This is a genomic window from Serratia proteamaculans, from assembly GCF_004684015.1.
Taxonomy (GTDB): Bacteria; Pseudomonadota; Gammaproteobacteria; order Enterobacterales; family Enterobacteriaceae; genus Serratia; species Serratia proteamaculans_F.
On sequence record NZ_SRIA01000005.1, the window covers coordinates 84,326 to 111,248 of the forward strand.

The following is a 26,923-nucleotide window of genomic DNA, read 5'->3' on the forward strand; positions in this document are numbered from 1 at the left end:
GTTTACTCGGCCGATTTCGGTGACAAAAAACCGATCACCTGGCCGGCCAGCGCAATCAGGTCCGGCAGTTCCAGGCGGGCGCATTCTTCTTTGGTCAGGTTTGGATAGGTCACGCGCGGCAGGATGGTGATCAGGGCGTCGACGTCGGCGTTGGCCAGCGCCGCCAGACCGATACCGCGCAGGCTACCTGCATTCGGTTTGGTGACCTGCACTTCACGGATCTCGCTGTCGCCGCGTTTGATCGGGGTTTCCAGTACAACGGTATTTTCTGGGGATGCATTCAATTCCATGGGGGTATCCAATTATTGTCAGGGGAAACAGGGCCAGCACCAAGGCTGGCCATTGAAGTGATAAATTACATGCCGATAGCGCGGCGGTGGGCCGCCAGCAGATCCACGCCGTCGACTTTTTCGATCATGTTGACGGTATCGATCTCGATCAGCTCTTTGCCGTCGATGCTCAGCTTGAAGTAGGTACAGTCGGTAGAAACCTTGGTCTCGGTGTCTTCGCCTTGTTTGAAGTCGCCGCTGTCGATTTCTTTGTGGCGACCGCGCATGACCACTTCGAGCGCCGATACTTCACCGGTGTCATCGCGCTGGAAAGAGCCGGTGAAGCGCAGGGGTACCGCATCGACGCGGCCCCATTGCTTCAGCACCAGCTCATCGATGCCGCCCATGGTCCATTCGACCACCAGCGCATCGTCGTCCAGACCGAAGTCCACCGACGCTGCACCGCTCATACCGCCACCGCGGAATTTCTCCAGCTTGCGGGTAAGTTTTGGCAGGGTCATGGCGGAGACCACGCCCATGTAGTTGAAGCCATCGTTAAACAGGTTCAGGTATTTCAGTTTTTTTGGCAGTGCCATGATTCAGGTCTCCTTAGCTGTTCACGGACGCGGCGAAGTTCGCCAGGTAGCGGTCGGTAATGCGCTGACGCAGGGTCAAGTCTTCCAGCGGCGGTACCGGGGTGTAGTCGTAATCGATAAACAACTTGCCGGCCTTCAGGGTTTCCTTGTCGTTGGCGCTTTCGTCATACCAGCAGTCGCCGTCGATGATCAGCCCGGCGGATTTCAGCTCGCGGAACTTGGCTTTAATACCGTCGATCATGTCGCGGATCAGCGTTGGCGTCACCGGACGGTCAACGGCCCACAGATGTGCTTCGGCCATGGTGTCAGCCAATACCTGCGCGGTACGGGTGTAGTTTTCGAACTGGAATAACGGATCGTCGGAACAGGTGCGTGAGCCCCAGAACTTGAAGCCGTCTTTGCGGATCAGGGTGGTCACACAGCCCTGGTTTAGCAGGTCAGCGTCGGTGCCGACGGTTTGCAGATCCCAAAATACGCTGGCCGAAATACCGCTGACGCCGTTAACGCCGACGTTGGACAGGGTTTTATGCCAACCAGTTTCCTGGTCAATTTTGGCGCGCAGACCGAGTGCTCGAGCGGTGGCGTAAGCGATATCGCTGCTGTTGGTGGTGGTGTTCCAGTTAACAAAGTCCGGCCAGATCAGCATCAGTTCGCGTTGGCTGAAGCCTGCACGGTACTTGATGGCGTCGGAAACGGTTTTGCAGCCGTACGCGCTGATGTAACCGAAGGCGCGCAGTTGCTGGCAGATGCCGGCCAGCGCGGTAGCCACTTCCAGGTTGTCGTGGCCCGGTACACCCAGGATACGTGGCTTCACGCCCAGCTCGGCCTGTGCCGCCAGCAAGGCTTTCATGCCGGTATACTTACCGTTCTCATCAGCGCCGCCAATGATATTCGAGGTGGTTTCGGCCTCGTCTTTGCCTTCCGCCACGCGTACCACGACGGTGACCGGTTTGGCCTGTTCGGCGATCGCCAGCAGCGAGCGTGCCAGGGTACCATTCTTGCCGGCCTTGCCACTGGCGGCCAGAACGTCAGTGATCAACACCGGAGTGTTGAGGGGAAACAGGGTTGCATCGGCATCTTCTGCAGTACAAACCATGCCGATAATCGCCGTTGAGACGGTGGAAATTACGCGGGTGCCTTCATTGATTTCGAGGACACGCACGCCGTGGTGATAATCACCCATAGCATTACTCCGTTTGTGGTTGGTAACAACAGAATGCCTTGCGTGACGGGGGCGCGCATCTCATTGGGTATGTATGAGAACTGGTACAACAGCAGGAAAATCAAGATAAAAAAAACGCCCCGGGCGGGGCGTTGAGCGTGTAGTTATTGCGGTGGCTGTGGCCAGTCGATGTCTGGGGCGGTGCCAGGATCGACACGGCTGAGCAGAACACGATAGGTTTTCCAGGCAGTTAGCTGCCGTTGCTCATTCTCACTCGCCATGCCTAACTCGGTGGCATCGTTGAGTGTTGTTATTTGAAGCGTGGCTTGTTTAATCAAGTCCTGCTTTTTATTCATGGCTTGGTGTTGCAACTCTTTGACTGAATACTCGCGAGGCTTAACCTGTGTTCCGTCAAAAAACCAGCAACCATCAATATCAGCATGTTCCGGCAGTTGCTCTATTTCGGCTACGCTCATATTTTCCGGGAAAAAACCAGAGACATCAAAATACCCCTCAGCATTTGGCTTGTTGGAGATTGAGTGAATGATGCCATTCAAATCATACATTATCTTGATTGTGTCATTGCGAAATGTCTTTTGGCATTCATACCAATCATCACCGCTGTCAGATTTCAAGAATAAAACGCCGTGCGAGGCTGCCAGTAGCTTTTGCTCTGAACTTTCAGGTTCAGTGAGAGTGAAATTTTTTATATTTTTCATTTTAAACGCTCCAGACGGTAACCCAATTACCATTAATATTCTTTTGCAGAGGGCGGCGGTAAATGACATCTATATACTCATCTATATTATTATTTGTTGCCCCTGTCAGTACGTAGCCCGCACTATCATTGTAACCCGGCCCATTCCAGGATGGTGCGCTCTCTACATTGCCAAGACGAATATCGCGTACAAAATTTTGATTAAGGTAGTTGGATAGATAGCCCCCCCAAATGCTGCCGTTTATATCGCCATTGGTTTGATACGCTGCACCTGAAGCGAAGACTGTACCATTAGCACGAAACTCGCCGTTGTTACGAAAAGTGAACCAACCATCAGCACCACCGTTAGCCACATGAATACCCATTTCATGATAACTCCCGACTTTTTCACCATGGTAAATGTCGGAACACAGATCTCCCTGGCCTTGCAGGCGAAAACCATTGGTTTGCCTGACGCCGCCAGTGAGGGTCATATTCCCATACTTGGTAATAAATTCACGGCTATAGAAATTAGGAGTACCATCAATGTTAATTTTACCGCCGAACCAAATGTCGCCGGTTGCGCTCAATTTTCCATTAACATAATACTCAGAACCATGGAAAGACAGCACACCTTTATTATCATTAACTAATCTGGTATCAAAATCACCGGCGCTATTATCATAATGGAAATCTATATATGGAGTTGGTCCGTAAAGTTCAACATTAGCCTTGGTTGTAAGTCCACCTGAGATAGTGGTTGAGCCATTCACCGATAATGACGGAGTGGTCAGCCCAGATTTTGTTTCGATAGCACCATTCACTGTCAAACCACCGGTTATGGTATCGCCGCTCTGTTTGACAAACTTGCCGTCGGTCTCGGCCTTGCTGTAGGCCCCGACATCTGCCGCTGTAGGTTTATAGGCTGTGGTATAAATTCGGTACCACGACAACGGTTTTTCTGGCGTGGTGGATTGGCCGATAAAGGCAGTCCCATTGTTCTGTACTGCCAGATATCCGCTGGAAGGGCCGCCATCGCAAGGAAGGTTTAGCACGCCATAGACACCGCCACCAGGCGAATTTTTTGATGTGCCGTTGACCCGATAAATTTCGCCAAGGTTACTATAGGTGTCGGCATGATGTCTTGATCCTGCGCCGAGGCCGAATGCCCCGACCTCCATCAAATTTGTAGGTTCAGTCCCCACATTTCTCGTTGCAGCATTACCCAGTGCGAGATTGCCACGTGCGACGGCCTTGTTGGTCAGATCCGAAAGGTTATCGGTTTTTTTGAGGCTTGCATCATTAACCGCTTTCACCGCTTTTGGCGTCGCCGCCAGGGTTTCGCTGTTGCTGTTGCTGTCGCTGCTCAATTGGGTAAACCCTTTGGCCAGCAGGGTGGCATCCGGGTGGTTGCGTGAACGGGCATGTTCGGCGATAGCCGCATCCAGCGTATCGCGTGAAACCAGCACGGCGGTTTTGTCCGCCACGATCACTGCACTGGCGTCACCTTTTACCAGCAGAACCATGCGCACTACCTGGGTGCGACCGGCACCTTCGGCCAATAGCGGCTTGTAAGTGTCGGGGGTGTTAGCCACTGCCACCAGCACGCCATTTTTATCGTACAGCCCCAGTTCGCGGATCCACCAGCCGCCAGTATCTTCGGGGATTACCTGCTCGGCGATCACCTGGTTGCTGCTGTTGGCGTTAACCTGCAGGGAATTGAGCGCAGCGCGTCGCTTCTCGTTCACCAGTTTGGTTTGGTTTTCGCTGGGCAAAGTGGCTGAGCCACCGCCGTCGCCGACCGCCATCTGGGTGATCTCCAGCTTCTGGCCGGTTGCCGCGGCGTTAGCCAGCAGCGCTTTACCCTGATCGGTGAGCAGGGCGCGGTATTTTGCTGTCATGTCGTTGCTCTCTTTTGTTTGTCGGCCGGATAGTTGAGGCCGCTCTTGTACATCACATATAGGCTCAATCCGCGCAGGATTTCACCCGACCAAAAACCAAAGAACATCCCGTTGTCCGTGCCGGGACGCGGTGCCGGCGACCAGGCGCCATCCATCACATCCCCACTGGTGAGATAATTCTTCTGTAACTCCGTAACGCATTGTTCAATAAAGTGTTCTGTTCCGATGACCTCGCTACCGGCCATTTTTGCCATCACGGCCCCGGCCAACCAAAGACCACACATATGGCCGGTAAAGTCATGTTTGTCGGGTTGTGGGATGCCGGTCATCGGGAAATCGGTCGGTGTAATACCGCCAGAATCCTGAGTAAAACCAATCAGCCAGCTCAACCAGTTTTCGACATAGCTGACCAATTTGGCCGGCGGTGTTTTACCCGCCAGTTTCAACTCGTGCCAGGCGCGTGCAGCGCCAAAGAACGCTCGCGGCTGATAACCGGACCAGGCAGTCCCATCGCCCCAGTGATACATGGTCCAGCTGTCCGCGTTGCCATAGCTCAGGTTGTCCCAGCGATTCCAGATATAAGCGGAAGCGCCGGGCCCCAATACGCCAAACTGCTGCTGGTACCATTGCTGTGACCGCCACAGAAACTCGGTCATGTTGTTCAGCATCAGGCCGTTGGGATCGGCCTCGGCATGCACGAAAATGAAGGGGTACTGGTAGCCCGGATAAGGCATGCCGTGCCAGCCGTCGAACTGTTGGCTGTCTGCCTGATAGATATTGGAAAAGGGGATCACGCCGGGCGTGCAGAACAGGCTGTCCTGGCGATGGCCCAGCAGGGTGCAATCCCCCAGTAGCGCGGTATAGGGATTTTCTGCCTGCAGCGTGACGCGGTATTTGATGGTGTAACCATCGTCGGCGCTGAAGGTCGGCGGAATATCATTCAGCACGTAGTAACTGAAGCTGGCGTCCGCTACGTTGCCGTCTTGCAGGATGGTGATCTGGTCAACCGTACTGAAATTAGGATGGGCAGGTTTCTCATCAGTATCCTGATGGTCCGGTTGATAACCGCTTAGTACCGCGTTTGCAGGGTCAAAGGTCGCCAGTCTCCATTGGCCCTCGGTGGCTGGCAGCATCCAGTACCAGCGCCATTTGTCGTCGTCCTCTAGCCGCAGGTTGAAGTCGGCATCGGCGCGATAAACCAGTTGGTTAACGGGAAAACGCTCTTCGGCCGTCAGCCAGGCACCGATCACCATTCCGGCGTCATCGTTAGGGTAGTGCGCGTTGATTACCGTTGCGCTGCGCCGATCGTAAACTTGCTCCTCAAACAGGCTGCTGATCGCGCAACCGCCGTAATCGGTCACGGCACGCAGGTCGGCTAGCAGATAATCGCTGCCATCTTTGCGGGTCAACGCCGCCAGGCTGGTGAGTGCGATATCGTAAGTTTTTACCTGGGTTTGGGTAGACTGCGGCAGACCGATGCCCCAGGCAGTGGCTTGTGCCGCATCTTTTTCTGGTGCGATAGCAAGTTGTAATTTGCAGGAAATCGGCTGGTTTTTGTCATCAACACCGCCGAAACTGGTGCGTATTTTCGATTGGTTGTTGATGCGAAACCACACCGCTTGCTGCTCCAGCGACTGTTGTGACGCCACTTCTTTGCGCAGGCTGATCATGCCTTCGGCATTGCGTGCATAGCTGACGGGGGCATCGGCAGGATATGACCAGTCGTAGGAGATGCCGTCGGTGAAGGGAGTATTGGCATGCAAGCTCTGGCGGAAGAACTTATCCTGCGCGTCAATATCGGTATATTCCATAGCGGTGAATTCAACGCTTTTCCAGGCGTTGAAATAGCGCCGCTCGCTGGTGATTTTGTGCAGCAAATGGCAGGCATCGGCGAACCACAGCTCGGCGTCTGCCGCATTGCCCATGGCATTGTGCGGGACAGGCACGTGCAGTGGGCGATTATGCTGGATTTGATTACGTTCAATCATGACGCCGCCGTGCTCGACCGGCTGACGATTGGCGAAGTTCAGTTTATGGCTGCCGTTGAGCGTGCCGTCTTTCAGTTGAACGGTACCAAACTGCGCGGCGGGCTGTCCCTTGGCCAGAATATTGCCGTCAGCGTCAATCTGATAGCCCTGCCAGTTAATGATCCACGCGACGTCGTAGCGTTTACCGTCACTGCTCCAGTCCACGTGACCGGCGGCGTCAACCGCACGCACCTGCGCATTGATGGCGTCCCAGGCCAGGGTGCCGTCAAAGGCGAAAGTAGCGATATCCAGATATTCGCCCCAGTAAGGTGCACCCTGCGGGATCTGCGTTTTGCCTTTAATGAAGGTCATGGGGACGCCTTTGAAACCGCTGTGCGTCGGATCTTTACTGTCTACCGGCCAGTTGGCAGGTACCGGCTCCTTGGCGTTGACGATCCAGTTGGCCACCCAGCGCTGAGGGGTTTCCGGGATGGGGGTACCGTCGTAAAAATGAGTCACATAAGCGTCGAAACAGGCAATGGCCTGATCCAGATACTTCTGTTGTTGAGTCGCCAGATAGGCATGGGCGTAGCCGAGAATTTGCAACGCCTGCCCTTCGGTGGTGGCGTCATTGGGCAATCCCGCCATGCGAGAAAGCTCTCGTTCATGGCGTGAGTCAGCCAGAACATGTTCTGCGTTGAGAACAAAATGTTGCTGGGTTGAATCCAGGGTGGTGCCGGTATTACGTTGTAAAAACTGATAGTGGCCTTCCAGCATCTGGCGGGCGAACTCGACATAATCCGGATAGACGGTGGTGATTTCGGCATCGTAATGACCACCGGCTACCTCGACAGTGCCTGCGGCCTCCAGATTCAGCGCCAAGCCGGTCAAGTGGCGGCTGACCGGCTTGGCGTCGGCGATCATCCGTTCCATTTCCAGGTACATTTCTTCGGTGATGCCATTTTCCAGCACGCCGATATCCAGTGAAAAGGTGCCGGGTTCAGCGTTGGTTTCCCACCATTCGCGCAGCTTGATCAAATAGCCCAACGGCTCCACCACGCGGCGGATGGCGCCAATGGTGCCTTTATGGCGATGCACGAAGAAGGCCGAGGAGACAACGTTGCGCTTGGTTTCTTCTGTCCAGCTCTCATCCCAGTGATCGACCGAAAACGCCCAGGCCAGATACGGCAACAGATTGACCGGGCAGGTGGCCGGGTTCCACAGTTCCCGCAATGGCACCGGCATCGCGGCCAGCTCGGCACAGGCGGCGGCCGCAGCCACCTCCAGCGGTGAGGAGCCGACCGGTAATAAACGGTTACTCATCGGAACCTCCTACCGTCAGAAGATAGCTGGCGCAGTAAGATGCCTGGGTTTTATCCAGCACGATGTCGGCCTGCGGGCTTTTCAGTTCTACCCGTTGTACCCCTTCGGCATGCAGAGCGGCATAAATCGCCGACAGACGAATATCACGGCCCAGGCGGTGTTGCGCGCTGATATAGCTTTTCAGCTTGGCTTCGGCAGCGCGGCGGATCGGTTCGGCCTCAGGGCCGGGGTAGAGATAGAGCAGTGCATCGATACGATAATTGACGATAGTGGCGGAGCGAACGATGACCCGATCCGCCACCGGGCGCACATCTTCATCGTTCAGCGCTTTATCGACAATCGCCACCAGCTCGGCGCTGGCGGTGCCGTCGCCCTCACGCGAGAGTACTGAAATCAGTACATTGGCCGGGCTGGGACTGGTGGCAGAAACATCGGCTACCCGGCCATCGGCGGAGCGACCATGGTATTCGTAGGAACCGCTGGAACCGGCAACGCTCAGCCCTTCGAATGCCTGCTGGATGCGTACACGGAAATCGCTGTCGGATTCCATAATTGCCGCTACCGGCGGAATGACCGTCATGTCAGGCTGTTGAACCACCAGGCGTTCAACCTGGAAGTTACCGCCGAGCTGATCGAGATCGCTGCCGCCGGCATAGCCAAGCATCACGGCCTGTGCGGCCTCGTTAATGCGCTGGCGCAGGATCAGTTCGCGGTAGGCGTTTTCCTGCAGCAGTTTGACGATCGGTTCCGACTCCAGCGTCAGCGTGCGTGCAATGGCTTCACGCTGTTCTTCCGGGTAGAGGGAAATCAGCGTGGCTTTGCGATCGGCCAGCAGCGACTCGTAGTCGAGGGGATCCACCACCGTGGGGGCGGGTAATAAGCTCAGGTCAATGGTTGCCATGGTGTCAGCTCACAGAAACAGAAAGAGAAAAGGTATCCGGCGTATCGGTACGGTTGCCGGTAATGTCGACCACCATTTTTCCGTCGATGGTGGTGTTAAAAGTGATGCCACTTAGTTGAATGCGCGGCTCCCACTGCAGCAGCGCGCTGTAGCAGGCGGCCATAATCTGCAACCGCAGCACGTCGTTTTGCGGCTGATCCAACAGCTCGGACAGCAGCGAACCGTAATTGCGGCGCATGATGCGTGAGCCGATCGGAGTGATTAAAATGTCGCTAACCGACTGGCGGATATGGTCAAGATCGGTGATCGTGCGACCGGAGCCGCGCTTCATGCCGAGATATTTCGCGTTATTCATGCTGGTTTATCCGTTTGGCCTCCGCCGTTTTGCACGCCGCCGTGGGTGTGGGTATGTACCACCACGCCGTTAGAACTGATGCTGCCGCCGGAGTGGTTGAGATCGCCGGTCATCGAGCCGCCCTGCCGGATGGCGATGGTGCCGGTGGTTAATAGCTGGGTGCATTCCACTTCGGGGGCATCCAGCGTGATCTTGCTCGTTGCACGGCAGGTGATAGCCGGTGCAGTGACGTTTACCTGCTCTGTGGCTTCAATGGTGGCGCTTTTGATACCCGTGACTTTCAGCGCGCCCGCCGCCGGTTCGTATTCGATCACCGCACCGTCGGGGAAGGTGATATGTGCCGCCTGGGCCGAGGTTGATGGCGCAGGATGAGCATCGGAAAAAATGCCGGGTAGCACGAAGGCGGTGTCGAGCTCTCCGCCCAGCGACAGCACCAGCACCTGCTCACCTACGCTGGGTGCCCACCAGCAGCGAGCATCACCGGCTCGGCCGGTCAGCCAGTTAAGCCAGTCGGTGAGATTGCCACCGGTGGCGACACGGCAGCGCCCGCGATCGAGATCGACCTCGCTGACGGTGCCAATGCGTATCAGGTTGCGCACCAGGCGCTGAATATCGAAGTTGTCTGTGTTCATCGGTTAAGAATGCCGCCGTATAAGGGGGGCGACAACGCGGCGGCGTTTAGCTGGCGCCAGCACAACCGAAGCCGTCCCGAGAGTCAGTTTAGGGTTGCTGAAATTGGCTGATCAGCTCACCGTGCAGGTAAACCTGGGTGAAGCGAATGACGTTCTCCGGCTCTGGTGGCTCGGCCAGCGGAGTGATATGCAGAGCACCGTCGCGTTGTTCCACCTCAATGCGCTCAGTCAGTTGCACCTGCAGATCAAGCTGACCGGCGGCGCTGACGTCGCGTTTGAAAGCAAAAGCGTTTTTACGTTTTTCCGGGTTGGCGAGAATGTCGGGCTGATGGCTGCGTAACCACGCCAATACGGTAACCATCACCAGGTCTTCTTCGGCTGTCTGAACGTTCAGCGTCAGGTTGAGTTGGTATTGGTATTCGAAAGACAGCGATGGGCCTAATGTCGAGACCACGCGGCCATTATCCAGACTGATACGCAGCTTATCGGGGTGCGTTTGCAGGTCTGGCAGAGCGTTGGTCAGTGCAGTACGCAACTGATCGGGTTTTAACATGGTGTTTCTCCTTGAATGGTTGAATCAAAGCTGCTGCGATCAGCGCTGGACGCCTTGCAGACACAGTGCCCGTTCGGTATTACGGCGGCGTTCCAGCCCCTGGCTTTTTACGCCGTTGACATAGATCCAGCGCGGTAGCTGGTCGCAAGCTGCCTGCCATTGTTGGCGTTTGATAAAGGTGGCCAATGTGGAATTGCAGGCAGCGCTTACGCCAACGTTGAAGGCAAAGGCGCTGACTGCGTCATAAACCGGCTGAGGCATATCTACCGCCATGCAGCGGGCGATCCCTCGCTCGACGGTGCGGACATCCTCGATCAGATTGGCCGCTGCCTGACGCTCGTTGATGACGGTGCCTGATTTCACCCCGGCGGTATGGCCGATGCCGTTGGTCCAGATACCGGCACTGCACTGATAGGGCGAGAGCCGGCAGCCTTCGAAATCGGCAATCAGGCGCAGCCCCTGCTCCGAAGTGTGCAGGGTATTGAACTGTGGCAGCAGGGCGGCTAGGGCCAAAATAGCCGCTACGCTGCAGCGTTTAGCGAGTGAGCTCATCGTAGACTCCGTGTTTCAGACCGTTTTTATTTAACGATTTCAACAGCTGGTAGCTTTTACGCCGGTAGTACCAATTCACTGCGAATGTACCGACACCGACTGCAGCACCGACCAAAAGGGCAATGTCCTGTGTGGAATGTCGCCCCATCCAGGCCAGGCAGGCCGCCGTGAGGTAGGCAAGCGTTGAGGTGAGTTTCTCCATCGTTTAGTCCCACAGTTTGACGGTTTCTCGCTGAGCGGCTGCCGGCAGATCCGGCAGTTCGATCGGATGACCGTGGGGGAGTAGCGGGCCTGCGTCGGCCAGGCCGCGATTGGCGAGATAGACCTGTTCCACCAGACGTTGAGTGCTGCCGTAATAGCGCCAGCAAATCGCGTCGATGGTGTCGCCTTGTTGTGCATAAATTTTCATCATTACGCTCCTGTGTGGGGGATATGAAATGGGCGCAGAGGCCCTGGATATCTGTCAGTTTCCCGCGCGCGACAGGCATCGGCAACGCGATGGGGTTGTGGATGGGCTGGCACAACTGAAGGGAGAAAATACCAAACGCAGAAACGAAAACACCCGCCGGCGGCGGGTGTTGGAAAAGGGGGGGTTAGCACAAGCAGGGACTGGTTTAACGAGAGTCTTGTCCGTCGGCCGGGTAAAATATTTCTTGATAATCATTGTCTGGCAGCACCTGGCCGGCCAGATCCGAAATCAGCGACATGGCGATCAGAAATTCGGCGGCATTGCACTGCGCAGCCTGCGAAACATCGGCGATGAACTGGATGCGGGACAGTGTTAGCTGTTGTTTATCCATAATTTCCACTGTTCTTGCCCTCTCTTAAGTATACTGTTTATTTATACAGTATTAAGCAAAACGCTAAAGGCGTCAATGATTGGATTTATCATTTGTGCAGTAAAATTTGGCCCAGTCATTGATTAGCGGAAATTGTACAAGTCGTCCGTCAAAGCTGATTTTCCCTCCTCTTGCTAAGACTTCCAACTGCCAGCGCTGCGGATCGATGCCTGTCTGTCGAAGATTGCGGGCAATAGTCAGACAATACTGCTGTTGTGCTGGGGTCAGACGTGCGGAGGGCGCCGGTTTTGGGGCGTTAAAAGGGGGTAATCCACAGTTATTGACAGAACTCCAAGGTGTCGCAGATTCGTTGTTTTTGGCGACGATGCGCCATTGCAGCGTGCGGGTTCGGTAAACCCGATCGGGGCCCAGATGGGGAGCATAAATACCGATCACTTTTTGCACCCGTTCGTCATAACTGTTGAGCGTGGGCGCATCATCACGCGCGACACGGACCCATTGCCGGTTGCGGGGCACGTTGGCGCCTCCCTGGGCGTCAATATAACCGGAAAAATCTCCGGCATCGGCGGCAGCGCGTACGGCTTCGGTTCGCTCATCGAACAGCTGTGACAGGCTTTGCCCACGAATGCGGCGACATTCGCGGTATGCGCCTATGCTGGGCAAGCCGAAAGGGTGAAACTGCGGAATACGCCAGGTGCTGGCCCAGGCGCTGACCGCATTGGCGGTCTCACTGAGCGGGGTGCCGGTCTCATGGTCGAGTTCTTCCTCCAGCGCATAGCCATCGAGATTTTTGGCAACGTATTTGGCCATGTAAGCTGCCGCGCCTCCCCGGTTCAGGTGCTTATACTGAAGACGATTCTCTTGCGCCCCAGGTTCCCCGGCGTCCTGCTGCAGTGCATAACGGAGCAGAATATCGATCACCTGCTGACGCTGAGGCTGCGGAGTAAACAGCATCAGGTGCCAATGCGGCGTGCCGTCGTGATGCGGTTCTACTACCCGGACACCGTAGACTTGCAGCTGACGATCCTTAAAAGCGGTGCGCATTTTGCTCCACTGTTTCACCAGGTAGCGTTGGCCATCTTTCGGGGTGAAATCTTCGCGGTCCCAGCGGTGATTGAAGCGTGCCTTACCCTGACCGCCAAGGGTACGAGTGGGATGAAAACGTGCGGGCGTCGTCAGGGTAACAAACAAACCAATGTGGTTAGTACGCGCGGCGTAGCTTTCAATGCCAGTGAGGGTATTCATTAACTCCATACGGCGGATCGCCGGGTTGGCAATACTGCCCAGCACTTTTTCCATCAGATCGATACGCTCCCCGGTGACGGTATTTTCCAAATCGCAGCGACGGAGATAATCCAGATTTGACTGACGGCGCGCCTTCACGTCACGAATAGCCTGGCGGCTGGCATAGGGGGAAGTGTTGCGGCTGACGTTGCCAATGGCGATCAGCAGTGCTTCGCGCCATTGCATACGTTGCATTTTCAGACGCCGCAGCCACCAACGATCACTGGTCAGTCTGGACAGTGCCGCTACCGCGCGGTGACTGTCTAGCAAACCCTTGCGATAACAGCGCCAATACATGGGCTGAATATTAAATGCGCGTGCCATGCCGGCAATCTGACCATACAGCTGTGATTGAACCTCGTCCTGCAGCAGCACAGTCGTATCCCCCGCAGACTTGCTGAGTAGGGTGTCGCACTCGCCTTGATAAAGTGCCAGTAACTGACCGGCGATTCGTTTTGCCAATTGTTCCAGCGCTTTATCGCCCAGCGTTGGTAATGCGCTATAGCTGTCGGCCTCATTGCCAAAGTGCATGGAGGCTTGCTGATTTTGGCCAAATTTCTTGTTCACTTGCTGGATCCGTGGCCATAGGCGGCGTTGGAAAACCAGCACCAGATAGTGCCAGGCGGCCTGCGCGCCTTGCTGACGCAACAGATGTTGGTGGCGCTCGGTAAACTGTATGCGCAGGTAATAAGGCAGGGTGTTGACCAGCCCCAGCGCAGTCTGCCACTGGCGCAACCTATCGCGGTTGAGCGTGGGTTCGCGGCCAATGGCCGGCCGCGGGGCATTCCAGGGATAGGCACCTTCAAACAAGGGGGAGGTCTGGTAGCCTGCAAGGACCGGGGGAACTGGCATTATCAACGTCGGATAAAATGACGTTGTTGAGCCTCTGCGACCTCCTGGCAGGCCACGCAGCGGCTTACGCCGGGGATAGCGCGGCGTCGTACCTCCGGGATCGCTCCATCGCACTCGACGCAAAACTGTGCAGAAGCTTGGGTGACTACGGGTCTGGCGTGCGCTATCTGCTTTTCGAGCATCAGCGCCTGGCGCTCTTGCGCCATATCAATGGTATCAGCCATGATGTGTTTTCCTGATAGGGGGAATTTGGGCCGAACGGCATCCGGCGGGTTGCACGCCAGAAGTTGCAGAACGGCTATTTTTTATGATTCAGCAAGCAATCTTCTTCGCTGATATAACGTGGCAGTGCCTTGCCAAGTTCAATGAATGCATTGAGTGCCGCGACAATTTTCTGCCGCTGGGGATAGCTCATCTCGTGGAATCGCAGCATCACATGATGCTCGGTCAAGCCTGCATGAAAACAAAGCGTGTGACGCAGATGCAGCGGTGCCGTGTTGTAGATCTCCTCGGCCTGATTTTTATCTTGGGCGAACAGCGTGCGGCGGATTTCAGCGATGCGCCGTAGGCCGATAGCCCGTTGCTCTTCACTTGCCAACAGCATGACAACCTCCCCGAATGCTAAACGATTAATGGGCTTGCAAAAGCGAGGCGAATTTCGGTTTAATCACGATCACTGCTTGGGTGACGTGCGAGTATTCCGTTCACCAATAGCAGAGATAACTTGCTATTGGACTGCCACGGTGTTTGCATTTTCATCAATCATGTCGCATCATCTTAACTAAAGTGACATTAAAGCCGTTTGTGAAACATTGTGGCGGTACTTTAGATCGCAAAATGCGACTTGTAAATGCAAATTTTGATTTTAATCGGTGATGATATGCGTGAAGAGACTGTGAACGATAACGCCTCAGTAGGTGCAGTGATTGAAAGGATCCTTTCATCTTATGGTGTTGGCACGCAAAAAGAGCTGAGTGAAATCTTGGGGATAGCCCCCAATAACATCAGCAGTTGGCAGCAGCGCGGCAGTGTGCCCGGCAATGTGATCATCAGTTGCGCTCTGGCTACGGGGGCCGATTTGGCCTGGCTGATGACCGGAGAACTTGCAAAAGCAAAAAATGAACGAAAGTCCATTCAACCCGCGCAGGGCAAAGCGCTTTACGATCGGGTTCTGGCCTCCGGTGGTAAAAGTGTGCTGCGCCGCATCCTCGATGCCTATGGTTTCAGTCTGCAAAAAGAGCTGGGCGATTTACTGGGTATTTCGTCGGGTACCATGAGCACCTGGGTTCGTCGTAACTATTTCCCGGGGGATATCGTGGTGACTTGCGCTCTGGATACCGGCGTTTCTCTGTTGTGGCTGGCGACCGGGCAGGGGGAAATGGGCAATGGCGGCACGGCGGAGGTTGCACCCACTGGCGGGCGGGCGCTGCCAAAATACCGGCTGGTGGCCGGGCAGTTGAAAGATATTGGCGAATGGCTGGCAGACAGTTCACTGATCCCGTCCGGGGTCGCGCAGCCAGCCTACGTTGACGGCGGCCGGTTATCCTGGCTGGTGGATTTGGCCGTGACGCATATTGCCAATGGTCGATGGCTGATCGATATCGACGGTAATATCGATGTCTATGATATTGCGCGCTTGCCGGGCAATCAGGTTCAGGTCAGCGGGGGGAATACTGACTTCCAGTGTTCCACCGATGCGCTGAAAGCCCTGGGCATGGTCTGGTTGACTCTGACACCTCAGGCATAAAAAAAGCCCATCGATGATGGGCTTGGTGGCATCAGAGGCACAGGGCGAAGAGATTACAGACCGTATACCAAGCTGATGGATGTGGTGGTGTCGGTGTTCTTCGGCGCTGATGCCGGCGGCTTGCTGTTGTAAGTCACGGTATAAGCCAGACGCAGTGCGAACTTTTCGTTAATCGCGACGCTTAGCGCGGTTTCGGAGTTCAGCGTGGTTTCTTCGTTCGCCAGGGCGGAAACGCCTTCGGTGAACTTGGTATTGTCGGTCAACTGATACGAATAGTTGGCTGCACCGTAAGCCAGGGCTTTGGTTGAGCGGCCACCGCCATGATATTCATCGTGACGTACACCTGGACCAAATTCAACACGCAGGTCGCTGAGCGGTCCGTTGAGGATTTGGCGACCATAACCGCCGGTCAGCGTGGAGCGGGAATCATAGCCGTTGAAACGGTCGCTAAGCCAACTGGCCTGACCGAACAGGTAGTTGCGATCGGACAGGTTATAACGAGTACGGCCACCGGCCTGATATTTTTCAGACGAGCGCACGTTAGAGGAGGTGGTGTTGTTGGCAGCTCCCCACAGGCTGTAGGCGGCATCGCTGTTGAACCAGGTCATGCTGGTGTTGGCCAGCAGCGTCGAGCTTTGAGAGTTGCCAGACTGCGAGTTGTAACCGGCCTGGACATTACCTTCAAACGGCTTTTTAGCGGTGGCCGGATCGTCCATCGCGGTGAAAAGTGTATTGTCGGCAAGGGCTGAAACACTGGTGAAAGTCGTTAAGCAGCTAATGAACAGCGGAATAGCGCGGCGAGCGCGTAAAGAGAGCATTTTGGATCCAGTTGTTAAGTGTGATTATAAGTGATGTCAGTCACATTATATCGGTTCGTCATGGCGACCAAAATAGCCACGATTAGCTTAAGTTTTTAATTTCTCATCCTCACTTATTCACTTTTCTTCTACTTAATTAACCCCTTCCTGCGGCATATCATGCTGAGTATCCATAGCCTTTGACTGGGCTTTGACCGAGGTTGTCGTCTGTAGGCAACAGCGCTATGGGGAGTTCTCTATTTTGATAATCATGGTTTACCGATGTCGTGCGGTGGTCTGATGTACAGTGCAAAAGAGTGATGTAAACATATGTTTACTTGTTCCGGTATTTGCTTTCATGATTAACGCTTAAAAAAAGTGAAGAATACCCTTAAGTGTAAAATCAATTAACTTGTTATTTATCATTATATTGATTTCTGGTTACTCCGGAGGTAACGATGTTCCAGGGTGGTATTTCCACTGTGGTAATTTTTTATTTACAGATAGCGGATTGAAAACTTTACATCGCATGATATGGTAAGGACCTGAAACGCTCAAGGTTGTACTAACGCTTACGCATAACGGCAAACGACAGGAATAGCATCATGCAAAAAGACGCGCTCAATAACGTTCATATCAGTGCAGAACAAATTCTGATCACTCCGGAAGAACTGAAGAACCAGTTCCCGCTCAGCGCCAGCGATGAAAATGAAATCGCTACCGCGCGTAAAACCATCGCCGATATTTTGCAGGGGCGCGATCATCGCCTGCTGGTGGTGTGCGGACCCTGTTCTATCCACGACCCGGATGCTGCACTGGATTACGCCCGTCATTTGAAAACCCTGTCGGCTGAATTGAGCGATCAGCTGTATATCGTTATGCGCGTCTATTTTGAAAAACCACGAACCACCGTTGGCTGGAAAGGCCTGATTAACGATCCGTACATGGATGGTTCGTTTGATGTTGAAGCCGGTTTGCACATCGCGCGTCGCCTGCTGCTGGACTTGGTGGGGATGGGCCTGCCGCTGGCGACCGAAGCGTTGGATCCGAACAGCCCGCAATACCTGGGCGACTTGTTCAGTTGGTCAGCGATTGGTGCGCGTACCACAGAATCGCAGACTCACCGTGAGATGGCTTCAGGCTTGTCGATGCCGGTGGGCTTCAAAAACGGTACCGACGGCAGCCTGGGCACGGCAATCAATGCGATGCGTGCTGCGGCGATGCCACACCGCTTTGTCGGTATCAACCAGGCAGGGCAAGTGTGCCTGCTGCAAACGCAGGGCAACCCGGATGGGCATGTGATCCTGCGCGGTGGCAAAACGCCGAACTACAGTGCCGAAGACGTTGCGGCCTGTGAAAAACAGATGCAGGAGGCGGGACTCCACCCGTCCTTGATGATAGATTGCAGCCATGGCAACTCGAATAAAGACTATCGCCGTCAGCCGACGGTTGCCGAGTCCGTGGTAGAGCAGATTAAAGCGGGTAACCGTTCGATCACCGGCATCATGCTGGAAAGCCACCTGCACGAAGGCAGCCAGTCCTCTGAGCAACCGCGTGCAGATATGCGCTACGGGGTTTCTGTTACCGACGCCTGCATTAACTGGGAAAGTACAGAGACGCTGCTGCGTCATATGCACCAGGAACTCGGCACTGCGCTGACGGCACGTACTGGAGAGTAGTAAGTTATGGTGGCTGAACTGACCGCGTTGCGCGATCAAATCGACGAAGTGGATAAGGCGCTGCTGGAGCTGCTGGCAAAACGCCTGCAGCTGGTGGCAGAAGTGGGTGAGGTTAAGAGCCACCACGGGTTACCGGTGTATGTTCCTGAACGTGAGGCGGCGATGTTGGCCTCACGGCGTCAGGAAGCTGAAAATCTTGGTGTTCCCCCTGATCTGATCGAGGACGTGCTACGCCGGGTAATGCGTGAGTCCTATGTCAGCGAGAACGACAAAGGCTTTAAAACCCTGAATCCACAACTGCGTCCGATTGTCATTATCGGCGGTAACGGCCAAATGGGCCGGTTGTTTAATCGCCTGCTGACGCTGTCAGGCTACCAGGTCAAGGTATTGGATCAACAAGATTGGCCACAGGCCGATACTTTGCTGGCAGACGCCGGAATGGTGATTGTCAGTGTGCCGATTCACGTGACTGAACAGGTGATTGAAAGATTACCTCCGTTGCCAGCGGACTGTATCTTGGTCGATCTGGCTTCGGTAAAGAATCGCCCGCTCAATGCCATGTTGGCAGCACACTCTGGCCCGGTGGTGGGTTTGCATCCGATGTTTGGTCCGGACGTAGGCAGCGTAGCCAAACAGGTGGTGGTCTATTGCGATGGGCGCGAGCCGCAAGCCTATCAATGGTTGCTGGAGCAACTGCAGGTATGGGGCGCGCGTTTGCACCGTATCAGCGCGGTTGAACACGATCAGAACATGGCGTTCATTCAGGCGCTGCGCCATTTTGCCACCTTTGCCTACGGTCTGCATTTGGCAGAAGAAAACGTTCAGTTGGAACAATTGCTGGCACTCTCTTCACCGATCTATCGGCTGGAGCTGGCGATGGTTGGCCGGCTATTTGCCCAGGATCCGCAGTTGTACGCAGATATCATCATGTCGTCGGAAGAGAACATTGCGCTAATCAAACGTTACTACCAGCGCTTTGGCGAGGCGATCAAACTGCTGGAACAGGGTGATAAACAGGCGTTTATCCACAGCTTCCAGAAGGTCGAACATTGGTTTGGCGACTATGCGCAGCGTTTTCTGGTGGAAAGCCGTTCGCTGTTGCGTCAGGCGAACGACAGTCGGCAATAAAGTATCCGGGTTCGGCAATGCCGAACCCTTTATTTTGCTTCATCAGGATGGATTGACCGGCACCACGTTGTCGCTGGGGTAGCAACCCAATACCTTCAGTGAGCGGGTGATTGGCGCCAGATCCCTCAATGCTTTCTGCATTGATTCAGAACGCAGGTTAGCCTGCACATCGATATAAAACATTTCTTCCCACGGATTACCGTTAATCGGGCGAGATTCCAGTTTGGTCATGATGATGCCGTTTTCGCGCAGCACCAGCAGCGCTTCAACCAGTGCACCAGACTGCTGCCCGGTCGCCATAATCAGCGTGGTTTTAGCCGGCACCTGCTCGGAGACGTCGATAGCCTTACGTGCCAGCACGATGAAACGAGTGATGTTTTGCTGTTGATTGGCCAGATTGTGCTCCAGCACCTGCAGGTTATACAGCGCACCACCAGCTTCACTGCCCAATGCTGCAGCTTTCGGTGAATTCAATTTGGCGACTTTTTCCATGGCTGCAGCGGTGCTTTCACAGTACTCGATTTTCCAGTGCGGATAGCGATTAATGAACTGGCTGCACTGCTGGAACGGCTGCGGGTGGCTATACACAACTTCGATCTGGGCAAGATCAGTGTCACTGGCGACCAAGACGCAGTGGTCGATAGGATTGGTCAACTCGCCGACGATCGACAGGCTGGTGTGCTGCAGCAGATCGTAAACGTCGTTAATAGAACCCGAGCTGGTATTTTCGATCGGCAGAATGGCGTAATCCGCCTGGCCGGTTTCGACCTGGGTAAATATGTCCTGGAATTTTTGGCAACCGCACTCGATCAACTGGTCGAAATGGCGAGCTGCATATTGGCGTGCTGCCAGGTGTGAATAAGAGCCTTTCGGGCCGAGGAAAGCGATGCGGGCGGAATGCTGGCTGACTTGATTGAGCTGGTTTTGCAGTAACGACTGCTGGGTTAATACCGAGTCTTCGATAATCAGCTGGAACAGGCGGGTGACGTAGAACCCGTCCAGGTCATAGGGTTTGGCGGCGGCGATCAGGGCGTCCAGCAGGTCGCGCTCACGCTCTTTATCCCGGATTGGCCGATGAGAGTGAAGCTTGGTTTTCCCTACTTCTACCGCCAGCTCACGGCGTTCTGCCAACAGGGACAGCAGTTTCAGATCCAGTGCGCTGATGCGTTCGCGCAGCACGAGTAACGGGTTGTCAGTCATAATCAGCTTCTGCCTTATTTTTTTATACGTCGTAAATAGCCATAAAAAAAGCCATAAAAAAAGCCCCCTGGTTTCAGGAGGCTTTGCTGTTCGTCTTCGCATTCTTTATCACACGACGAAACGCCTCCCAATCAGGGGAAGGTAAAAAAGAATGCGAAGAAAAACGGTTTACGGAGCATGGGTCATCCAGAGTATGTACGAGACAGGTTTTAAAGTAACCGCAGGCCTTTATCTCGTCAATAAAAAAACCAGACAAAAAACGCGCCCTCAGGCGCGTTTGATGTGAAACAGCCGCTAAACGGTTATTCCTGTTCCGGTTCGACTTCCGGAATGATGTCCTTCACGCTGGTCGCGGCACGGCGTGCTTCGCCTTTGTGCTGCACCTTATTCAACTGACGCTCCAGCTTGGCGATCAGATCGTTAACGGCAGTGTACATGTCTTCATGTTTTGCGCTGGCGACCAGCGGGCCGTTAGGCGTAGTAATGGTGGCGTCGGCAACAAACCCTTTCGGTTCTTTGGATAAGACGATATGTGGGTTAATCAGTTGGGCCTGCCATTTTTCCAGTTTGGTGAGACGGTCTTCGACGTGACTGCGGATTGCGGGAGTGATATCCATTTGTTTGCTGGTAATGTTCAATGTCATATAACTTACCTCTCTGTCTTTCCGTCTTGGATGGATCCAGCATACCCCGCTTTTTGCTTAAATGCGTGATGAAAATCACGTATTTTTGTCACTTTTTGCAAAGTTAGTTCAATCTGTGATTCAGCATTTGAATTGGCTATCTAACACTTGAGTCTTGTGAGCGGAACGCGCATTATTGAAAGGATAAGCGGTGAGGCAGACTTGCTAACATCGTGTTTTTGCTTGTGTATTTTTCCAGCTCTGGCTAAGTTCGCAGCAAATGAAAACGGCAGCCGAAGCTGCCGTTTTGTTTTTCTATCGTTGCCAATTCGGTTATGCCGGGTTGGCGTCAATCACTTTGGCCACTTTGTCGGCCTGACCATTCAGTTGCAACTGCTTATATGCATTTTCCATCAGCGGCAGCGCGTCGCGCGTCGCTTTGGTATCCGGATATTCACGTAGCATCTGTTCGGCGCGATTAACGACCGCGACGTAGGCACCGCGTTTAGTGTAGTATTCCACCACCGAAAGCTCATACTTGGCCAGGCGGTCTTTCAGATACACCAGACGCTTGTTGGCATCGGTCACATACTGGCTGTTCGGGTACTGCTGAATCAGCTGGCTGAAATCGCGAAACGCAGCGCGAGCATGCTGTGGATCGCGGTCTGAACGATCGACCCCGAAGAAGCCTTGCAATGCACTGTCATCCAACGCCATATCGGTCAGACCACGCATGTACATCACGTAGTCGATGTTCGGGTGCGTAGGGTTCAGACGCATGAAACGATCGATAGACGCCTGAGCCAGTGGTAAATCGGCAGATTTGTAGTAGGCATAAATCAGGTCCAACTGAACCTGCTGAGAGTACGGCCCGAAAGGATAGCGGTTATCTAACGCTTCGAGTTGCGTAATCGCGCCCTTAAAGTTACCGTCCTGCAGTTTTTGCTGGGCAGTAGCATAGATTTCCGAAGGTGGGTTGTCGGGAACCGCATCCTTGGATGTGGAGCAACCTGCCAGCGCCAGGCTCAACGTGGCTGCCGCCACCAGATATTTCATACGCGTCATGACGTTTTGATTATCCTCAGGGTGTTATTCCGGGAGACTGTCCGTTAAGCTCCCGACAAAGACCAGTTACAATAGCACATTATATTAAACGGCATCGCCGTGAAAACCCAACGTTAACGAAGAAGCTGCATATGGCACAACAAGTACAACTCACCGCAACGGTGGCCGAATCTCAACTCGGACAACGTTTAGATCAGGCTTTGGCCGAATTGTTCCCTGATTATTCACGATCTCGCATAAAAGATTGGATCCTGGACGATCGGGTACAGGTTAATGGCAAAACGATAAACAAACCGAAAGAGAAGGTACTGGGGGGAGAGACGGTCGCCATTGATGCACAGATAGAAGAAGACGCCCGTTGGGAACCGCAGGACATCGCGCTGAATATCGTCTACGAAGACAGTGATATTCTGGTCATCAATAAACCACGCGACCTGGTCGTGCACCCTGGCGCCGGTAACCCGGATGGCACGGTGCTCAATGCGTTGCTGCACTACTATCCTGAAATTGCCGATGTGCCGCGTGCCGGCATCGTGCACCGTTTGGACAAGGACACGACCGGTCTGATGGTCGTGGCCAAAACCGTTCCGGCGCAAACCCGACTGGTAGAAGCGCTGCAGGCGCGGGATATTACCCGTGAATACGAAGCGGTTGCCATTGGCACCATGACCGCCGGCGGTACCGTCGAAGAGCCGATTTCGCGCCATTCGACCAAACGCACCCATATGGCAGTGCACCCGATGGGGAAACCCGCGGTGACGCATTACCGGATTATGGAGCACTTCCGTGCGCACACCCGTCTGCGTCTGCGTCTGGAAACCGGCCGTACTCACCAGATCCGCGTGCATATGTCACACATCAACCATCCGTTGGTGGGCGATCAGCTGTACGGTGGCCGTCCACGTCCACCAAAAGGAGCGTCGGATGCATTTATTGCCACGCTGCGCGGTTTCGATCGTCAGGCACTGCACGCTACCATGCTGCGTTTATATCATCCAATCAGCGGTATCCAGATGGAGTGGCATGCACCGCTACCTCAGGATATGGTCGATTTGATTAACGCGCTGAAAGCCGATACCGAAGAATTTAAAGATCAGATGAACTGGTAATGGATTCGCTCATCCTGCCCGATTGGCCGTTGCCTGCAGGGGTAAAAGCCTGCAGCACCACTCGTCATGGCGGTATTAGTTTGCCGCCGTATGACTCGCTCAACCTCGGAACCCACGTGGGTGATGAAGCGCAGGCGGTGGCGGTGAATCGCCAACGGCTGGTGGAGGGTGCCGACTTGCCGCAGATGCCAATCTGGCTGGAGCAGGTCCATGGTACTAGTGTCGTGCGGCTGGATGGGCAAACGCCAGCCGACCTGCAAGCGGATGCCGTTTACAGTAATGTCCCGGGGCAAGTGTGTGCCGTGATGACGGCGGATTGCTTGCCGGTGCTGTTTTGCTCGCAGGCCGGTGATGAAGTTGCAGCAGCCCATGCCGGTTGGCGTGGGTTGTGCAATAGCGTGCTGGAACAAACGCTGGCTGCTTTTGCTGCTGAACCGGGGCGCATCAGCGCCTGGCTCGGCCCGGCGATTGGCCCGCAGCAGTTTGAGGTAGGGGCCGAGGTCCGTGCGGCATTTATTGCTGTGGATGACGCAGCGGCGGCAGCTTTTACCCCCCAGGGTGATAAATTCCTGGCCGATATCTATTTATTAGCTCGTCAGCGCCTGCAACGCGCAGGCATCCACGCCATCTACGGTGGCGATCGCTGTACGGTGAGCGAAATCAGTCATTTTTTCTCCTATCGTCGCGATGGAATAACCGGACGTCTGGCAAGTTTAATCTGGCTGATATAACCTATTGAATTAGGACGGTCCAAAGACGCATGATGTAGTACCGAAAATATACAGTCGAAATAACCTTGAATTTTTGAGGGATGACCTCATTTAATCTCCAGTAGCAATTTCGACCAATCTTGGAGGTGTTATGCGTCTGGATCGTCTTACTAACAAATTCCAGCTTGCCCTCGCCGATGCCCAATCTTTAGCCCTTGGGCGCGACAACCAGTTTATTGAACCGTTACATCTGATGAGCGCTCTGCTCAATCAGGACGGGGGCACGGTTCGTCCACTCTTAACTTCTGCCGGTATCGATGCAGGGCGCGTGCGCACTGAAATCGAACAGGCACTGTCTCGTCAGCCTCAAGTCGAAGGTACCGGTGGTGACGTTCAACCGTCCCATGAACTGGTGCGTGTCCTTAACCTGTGCGACAAGCTGGCGCAAAAGCGGGCGGACAAATTCATTTCTTCCGAACTCTTTGTACTGGCAGTGCTTGAGGATCGTGGAACATTGACCGATCTGTTAAAAGCGGCCGGTGCGACAACCGATAAAATCAGCAAGGCTATTGAGCAAATGCGAGGTGGAGACAGCGTGGAAGACCAAGGTGCTGAAGATCAACGTCAGGCATTGAAGAAATACACTATTGATCTGACCGAACGTGCCGAGCAGGGCAAACTTGACCCGGTTATCGGCCGTGACGAAGAGATCCGTCGTACCATTCAGGTGCTGCAACGTCGTACCAAAAACAACCCGGTATTGATCGGCGAGCCTGGCGTGGGTAAAACCGCCATCGTCGAAGGTTTGGCGCAGCGCATCATTAATGGTGAAGTCCCGGAAGGCCTAAAGCATAAACGTGTGCTGTCCCTCGATATGGGGGCGCTGATCGCCGGGGCCAAGTATCGCGGTGAGTTTGAAGAGCGTCTGAAAGCGGTGCTGAGCGATCTGTCCAAACAGGAAGGCAGCGTCATTCTGTTTATTGATGAATTGCATACTATGGTTGGCGCGGGTAAAGCCGATGGCGCGATGGATGCCGGCAATATGTTGAAACCGGCGCTGGCGCGTGGGGAACTGCACTGCGTCGGTGCCACCACGCTGGACGAATATCGTCAGTATATAGAGAAGGACGCGGCGCTCGAACGTCGTTTCCAGAAAGTCTATGTGGCGGAACCCAGCGTCGAAGACACCATCGCGATCCTGCGAGGCCTGAAAGAACGTTATGAACTGCATCACCATGTGCAGATCACTGACCCGGCGATTGTTGCGGCGGCGACCTTGTCACATCGCTATATCTCCGATCGTCAATTGCCGGATAAGGCTATTGACCTGATCGATGAGGCAGCATCCAGCATCCGTATGCAGATGGACTCCAAGCCGGAATCGCTCGATCGTCTGGAGCGCCGCATTATTCAGCTTAAGCTGGAGCAGCAGGCGCTGAGTAAAGAGTCGGACGACGCCAGCAAGAAACGCCTGGAAATGCTTAGCGGTGAGCTGGAGCAGAAAGAGCGTGAATATTCTGAGCTGGAAGAAGAGTGGAAAGCGGAAAAAGCCTCACTTTCCGGTACGCAGAATATCAAAGCGGAACTTGAGCAGGCCAAGATCACCCTGGAGCAGGCGCGTCGCGTCGGCGATCTGGGGCGGATGTCGGAACTGCAGTACGGCAAGATCCCAGAGTTGGAAAAGCAGCTTGCCGCCGCCACGTTGGCCGAAGGCAAAACCATGAAGCTGTTGCGTAACCGGGTGACTGACGCAGAAATCGCCGAAGTGCTGGCGCGTGCCACCGGTATTCCAGTTGCCAGAATGCTGGAAGGCGAGCGTGACAAGCTGTTGCGTCTGGAGCAGGAACTGCATTCTCGGGTCATTGGCCAGGATGAAGCAGTAAGCGCGGTATCTAACGCAATTCGCCGTAGCCGAGCCGGGCTTTCAGATCCAAACCGTCCTATCGGTTCGTTCCTGTTCCTCGGTCCGACCGGGGTGGGTAAAACCGAACTCTGTAAGGCACTGGCTTCGTTCCTGTTCGACAGTGACGACGCGATGGTGCGTATCGATATGTCCGAGTTTATGGAAAAACATTCGGTATCGCGGCTGGTGGGTGCGCCTCCGGGTTATGTTGGGTATGAAGAGGGCGGTTATCTCACCGAGGCAGTGCGTCGTCGACCTTATTCAGTGATCCTGCTGGATGAAGTGGAGAAAGCGCACCCGGATGTGTTCAACATCCTGCTGCAGGTATTGGACGATGGGCGTCTGACCGATGGTCAGGGTCGTACCGTTGATTTCCGTAATACCGTGGTGATCATGACTTCTAACCTGGGGTCCGATCTGATCCAGGAACACTTCGGTCAGATGAACTATGCGCAGATGAAGGAATCGGTGATGGAAATGGTCACGCATCATTTCCGCCCGGAATTCATCAACCGTATAGATGAGGTGGTGGTGTTCCACCCACTCAGCCAGAAACACATTGCCGAGATCGCCAAGATTCAGTTGGCGCGTCTGTACAAACGTCTGGAAGAACGCGGTTACGAAGTGACTATGACCGAACCGGCGTTGGAGCTGCTGGGCAAAACCGGTTTCGATCCTGTGTATGGTGCGCGTCCGTTGAAACGCGCTATCCAGCAGGAGATCGAAAACCCATTGGCGCAGCAAATCCTTTCCGGCAAGTTGATTCCGGGCATACCGGTGACGCTGGATGTAGAAGACGAGCATATCGTCGCCAAACAATAACGGCTATCTATAGTCATTGCGATAAAAGGGAGCGGGTGACCGCTCCCTTTTCTTTATCTGTTTTCATTACTCTCATAGAGTTTTCCGGGCTAACGGCCTTAAAACACCACTTTTCTGGCTAATAAATATCCTAAAAGGGCTTTATTGATTGTTATTTGAGCGCTTGAAAAGTTTTTTGCATTTAGGGGTTGCGGCCTTCTGAGAACTCCCTATAATGCGCCTCCACTGACCGGGAACAACGACTCCTCTAACGAGAACCAGTCGCCCAGCCAGGAAGAAGCAAGCCGGTGAAAACA

27 protein-coding genes, 1 pseudogene and 1 other annotated feature are annotated in these 26,923 nt (G+C 54.4%); of the genes and pseudogenes, 6 read left to right on the plus strand and 22 right to left on the minus strand.

What is annotated here, in order from left to right:
• Positions 1–2 precede the first annotated feature (2 nt).
• From E5C26_RS04250 to E5C26_RS04335, 17 genes and pseudogenes are all read right to left on the minus strand, one after another.
• A complete protein-coding gene (locus tag E5C26_RS04250; RefSeq protein WP_012005306.1) occupies positions 3–290 on the minus strand; it encodes a phage tail assembly protein in 288 nt (95 codons plus the stop codon).
• 65 nt (positions 291–355) lie between these two features.
• Positions 356–865, minus strand: coding sequence for a phage major tail tube protein (locus tag E5C26_RS04255; protein ID WP_135315193.1), 510 nt, complete (start codon positions 863–865; stop codon positions 356–358).
• A gap of 13 nt (positions 866–878) precedes the next feature.
• Positions 879–2,048, minus strand: coding sequence for a phage tail sheath protein (locus E5C26_RS04260; protein ID WP_135315194.1), 1,170 nt, complete (start codon positions 2,046–2,048; stop codon positions 879–881).
• Between the two features lie 143 nt (positions 2,049–2,191).
• The gene (locus E5C26_RS04265) at positions 2,192–2,746 is read right to left on the minus strand and encodes a tail fiber assembly protein (RefSeq protein ID WP_135315195.1); all 555 of its coding nucleotides are present in this window, start codon (positions 2,744–2,746) and stop codon (positions 2,192–2,194) included.
• Position 2,747: 1 nt separating this feature from the next.
• Positions 2,748–4,625, minus strand: a complete 1,878-nt coding sequence (locus tag E5C26_RS24755) for a phage tail protein (protein WP_240775897.1) — start codon at positions 4,623–4,625, stop codon at positions 2,748–2,750.
• 2,768 nt (positions 4,626–7,393) lie between these two features.
• A pseudogene (locus E5C26_RS24940) lies at positions 7,394–7,915 on the minus strand (phage tail protein I); the annotation flags it as partial.
• Positions 7,908–8,816: a baseplate assembly protein gene (locus E5C26_RS04285; RefSeq protein WP_135315197.1), complete on the minus strand. Its 909-nt coding sequence runs from the start codon at positions 8,814–8,816 to the stop codon at positions 7,908–7,910. The gene E5C26_RS04285 and the pseudogene E5C26_RS24940, both read right to left, overlap by 8 nt.
• Before the next feature lie 4 nt (positions 8,817–8,820).
• Entirely contained in the window at positions 8,821–9,171 is a 351-nt protein-coding gene (locus tag E5C26_RS04290) for a GPW/gp25 family protein (RefSeq protein ID WP_135315198.1), read from the minus strand.
• Entirely contained in the window at positions 9,168–9,803 is a 636-nt protein-coding gene (locus E5C26_RS04295) for a phage baseplate assembly protein V (RefSeq protein ID WP_135315199.1), read from the minus strand. The genes E5C26_RS04290 and E5C26_RS04295 overlap by 4 nt, the downstream gene beginning before the upstream one ends.
• A gap of 88 nt (positions 9,804–9,891) precedes the next feature.
• On the minus strand, positions 9,892–10,356 hold the full coding sequence (locus E5C26_RS04300) for a phage tail protein (protein ID WP_135315200.1): 465 nt from the start codon (positions 10,354–10,356) through the stop codon (positions 9,892–9,894).
• Positions 10,357–10,395: 39 nt separating this feature from the next.
• A complete protein-coding gene (locus tag E5C26_RS04305; RefSeq protein WP_135315201.1) occupies positions 10,396–10,908 on the minus strand; it encodes a lysozyme in 513 nt (170 codons plus the stop codon).
• Positions 10,892–11,110: an HP1 family phage holin gene (locus tag E5C26_RS04310; protein ID WP_135315202.1), complete on the minus strand. Its 219-nt coding sequence runs from the start codon at positions 11,108–11,110 to the stop codon at positions 10,892–10,894. The genes E5C26_RS04305 and E5C26_RS04310 overlap by 17 nt, the downstream gene beginning before the upstream one ends.
• A gap of 3 nt (positions 11,111–11,113) precedes the next feature.
• Positions 11,114–11,317: a tail protein X gene (locus tag E5C26_RS04315; RefSeq protein WP_135315219.1), complete on the minus strand. Its 204-nt coding sequence runs from the start codon at positions 11,315–11,317 to the stop codon at positions 11,114–11,116.
• A 205-nt stretch (positions 11,318–11,522) separates the two neighbouring features.
• Positions 11,523–11,717, minus strand: coding sequence for a hypothetical protein (locus E5C26_RS04320; protein WP_135315203.1), 195 nt, complete (start codon positions 11,715–11,717; stop codon positions 11,523–11,525).
• A 63-nt stretch (positions 11,718–11,780) separates the two neighbouring features.
• On the minus strand, positions 11,781–13,844 hold the full coding sequence (locus E5C26_RS04325) for a replication endonuclease (RefSeq protein ID WP_135315204.1): 2,064 nt from the start codon (positions 13,842–13,844) through the stop codon (positions 11,781–11,783).
• Positions 13,845–13,846: 2 nt separating this feature from the next.
• On the minus strand, positions 13,847–14,068 hold the full coding sequence (locus tag E5C26_RS04330) for a TraR/DksA C4-type zinc finger protein (protein ID WP_135315205.1): 222 nt from the start codon (positions 14,066–14,068) through the stop codon (positions 13,847–13,849).
• Between the two features lie 74 nt (positions 14,069–14,142).
• Positions 14,143–14,448, minus strand: a complete 306-nt coding sequence (locus tag E5C26_RS04335; protein ID WP_135315206.1) for a hypothetical protein — start codon at positions 14,446–14,448, stop codon at positions 14,143–14,145.
• Positions 14,449–14,694: 246 nt separating this feature from the next.
• Between E5C26_RS04335 and E5C26_RS04340 the strand changes: the two genes are divergently transcribed.
• Positions 14,695–15,591 (plus strand): phage repressor protein CI, encoded by an 897-nt coding sequence (locus tag E5C26_RS04340; RefSeq protein ID WP_135315207.1) that lies wholly within the window; start codon positions 14,695–14,697, stop codon positions 15,589–15,591.
• A 53-nt stretch (positions 15,592–15,644) separates the two neighbouring features.
• Here E5C26_RS04340 and E5C26_RS04345 read toward each other — a convergent pair whose 3' ends face one another.
• Positions 15,645–16,409 carry a DUF481 domain-containing protein gene (locus E5C26_RS04345; protein WP_167796609.1) on the minus strand — a complete coding sequence of 255 codons (765 nt, stop codon included), beginning with the start codon at positions 16,407–16,409 and terminating at the stop codon, positions 15,645–15,647.
• Between the two features lie 584 nt (positions 16,410–16,993).
• Here E5C26_RS04345 and E5C26_RS04350 point away from each other — a divergent pair.
• Both E5C26_RS04350 and tyrA read left to right on the plus strand, forming a co-directional pair.
• Positions 16,994–18,067: a 3-deoxy-7-phosphoheptulonate synthase gene (locus E5C26_RS04350; protein WP_135315208.1), complete on the plus strand. Its 1,074-nt coding sequence runs from the start codon at positions 16,994–16,996 to the stop codon at positions 18,065–18,067.
• A 6-nt stretch (positions 18,068–18,073) separates the two neighbouring features.
• Positions 18,074–19,195 (plus strand): bifunctional chorismate mutase/prephenate dehydrogenase, encoded by a 1,122-nt coding sequence (gene tyrA, locus E5C26_RS04355; RefSeq protein ID WP_135315209.1) that lies wholly within the window; start codon positions 18,074–18,076, stop codon positions 19,193–19,195.
• A gap of 42 nt (positions 19,196–19,237) precedes the next feature.
• Here the strand turns inward: tyrA and pheA are convergent, their stop codons facing one another.
• The 4 genes from pheA to bamD all read right to left on the minus strand — a co-directional run bounded on the left by pheA (position 19,238) and on the right by bamD (position 22,083).
• Positions 19,238–20,395, minus strand: a complete 1,158-nt coding sequence (pheA, locus tag E5C26_RS04360; RefSeq protein ID WP_135315210.1) for a bifunctional chorismate mutase/prephenate dehydratase — start codon at positions 20,393–20,395, stop codon at positions 19,238–19,240.
• Between the two features lie 53 nt (positions 20,396–20,448).
• Positions 20,449–20,575 (minus strand) — a sequence feature (Phe leader region).
• Positions 20,527–20,574 (minus strand): pheA operon leader peptide PheL, encoded by a 48-nt coding sequence (gene pheL, locus E5C26_RS24695; protein ID WP_198010413.1) that lies wholly within the window; start codon positions 20,572–20,574, stop codon positions 20,527–20,529. It overlaps the preceding feature by 48 nt.
• Before the next feature lie 122 nt (positions 20,576–20,697).
• Entirely contained in the window at positions 20,698–21,039 is a 342-nt protein-coding gene (raiA, locus tag E5C26_RS04365) for a ribosome-associated translation inhibitor RaiA (RefSeq protein WP_012005327.1), read from the minus strand.
• A gap of 312 nt (positions 21,040–21,351) precedes the next feature.
• On the minus strand, positions 21,352–22,083 hold the full coding sequence (gene bamD / locus E5C26_RS04370; protein ID WP_135315211.1) for an outer membrane protein assembly factor BamD: 732 nt from the start codon (positions 22,081–22,083) through the stop codon (positions 21,352–21,354).
• A 131-nt stretch (positions 22,084–22,214) separates the two neighbouring features.
• Here bamD and rluD point away from each other — a divergent pair, with 131 nt between their 5' ends.
• From rluD to clpB, 3 genes are all read left to right on the plus strand, one after another.
• Complete coding sequence (rluD, locus tag E5C26_RS04380) at positions 22,215–23,192, plus strand: 23S rRNA pseudouridine(1911/1915/1917) synthase RluD (RefSeq protein ID WP_135315212.1); 978 nt, start codon at positions 22,215–22,217, stop codon at positions 23,190–23,192.
• Positions 23,192–23,923: a purine nucleoside phosphorylase YfiH gene (yfiH, locus tag E5C26_RS04385; protein WP_135315213.1), complete on the plus strand. Its 732-nt coding sequence runs from the start codon at positions 23,192–23,194 to the stop codon at positions 23,921–23,923. Before rluD ends, yfiH begins: the two co-directional genes overlap by 1 nt.
• Positions 23,924–24,053: 130 nt before the next feature.
• The gene (clpB, locus tag E5C26_RS04390) at positions 24,054–26,627 is read left to right on the plus strand and encodes an ATP-dependent chaperone ClpB (protein ID WP_135315214.1); all 2,574 of its coding nucleotides are present in this window, start codon (positions 24,054–24,056) and stop codon (positions 26,625–26,627) included.
• The last annotated feature ends 296 nt before the right edge of the window (positions 26,628–26,923 follow it).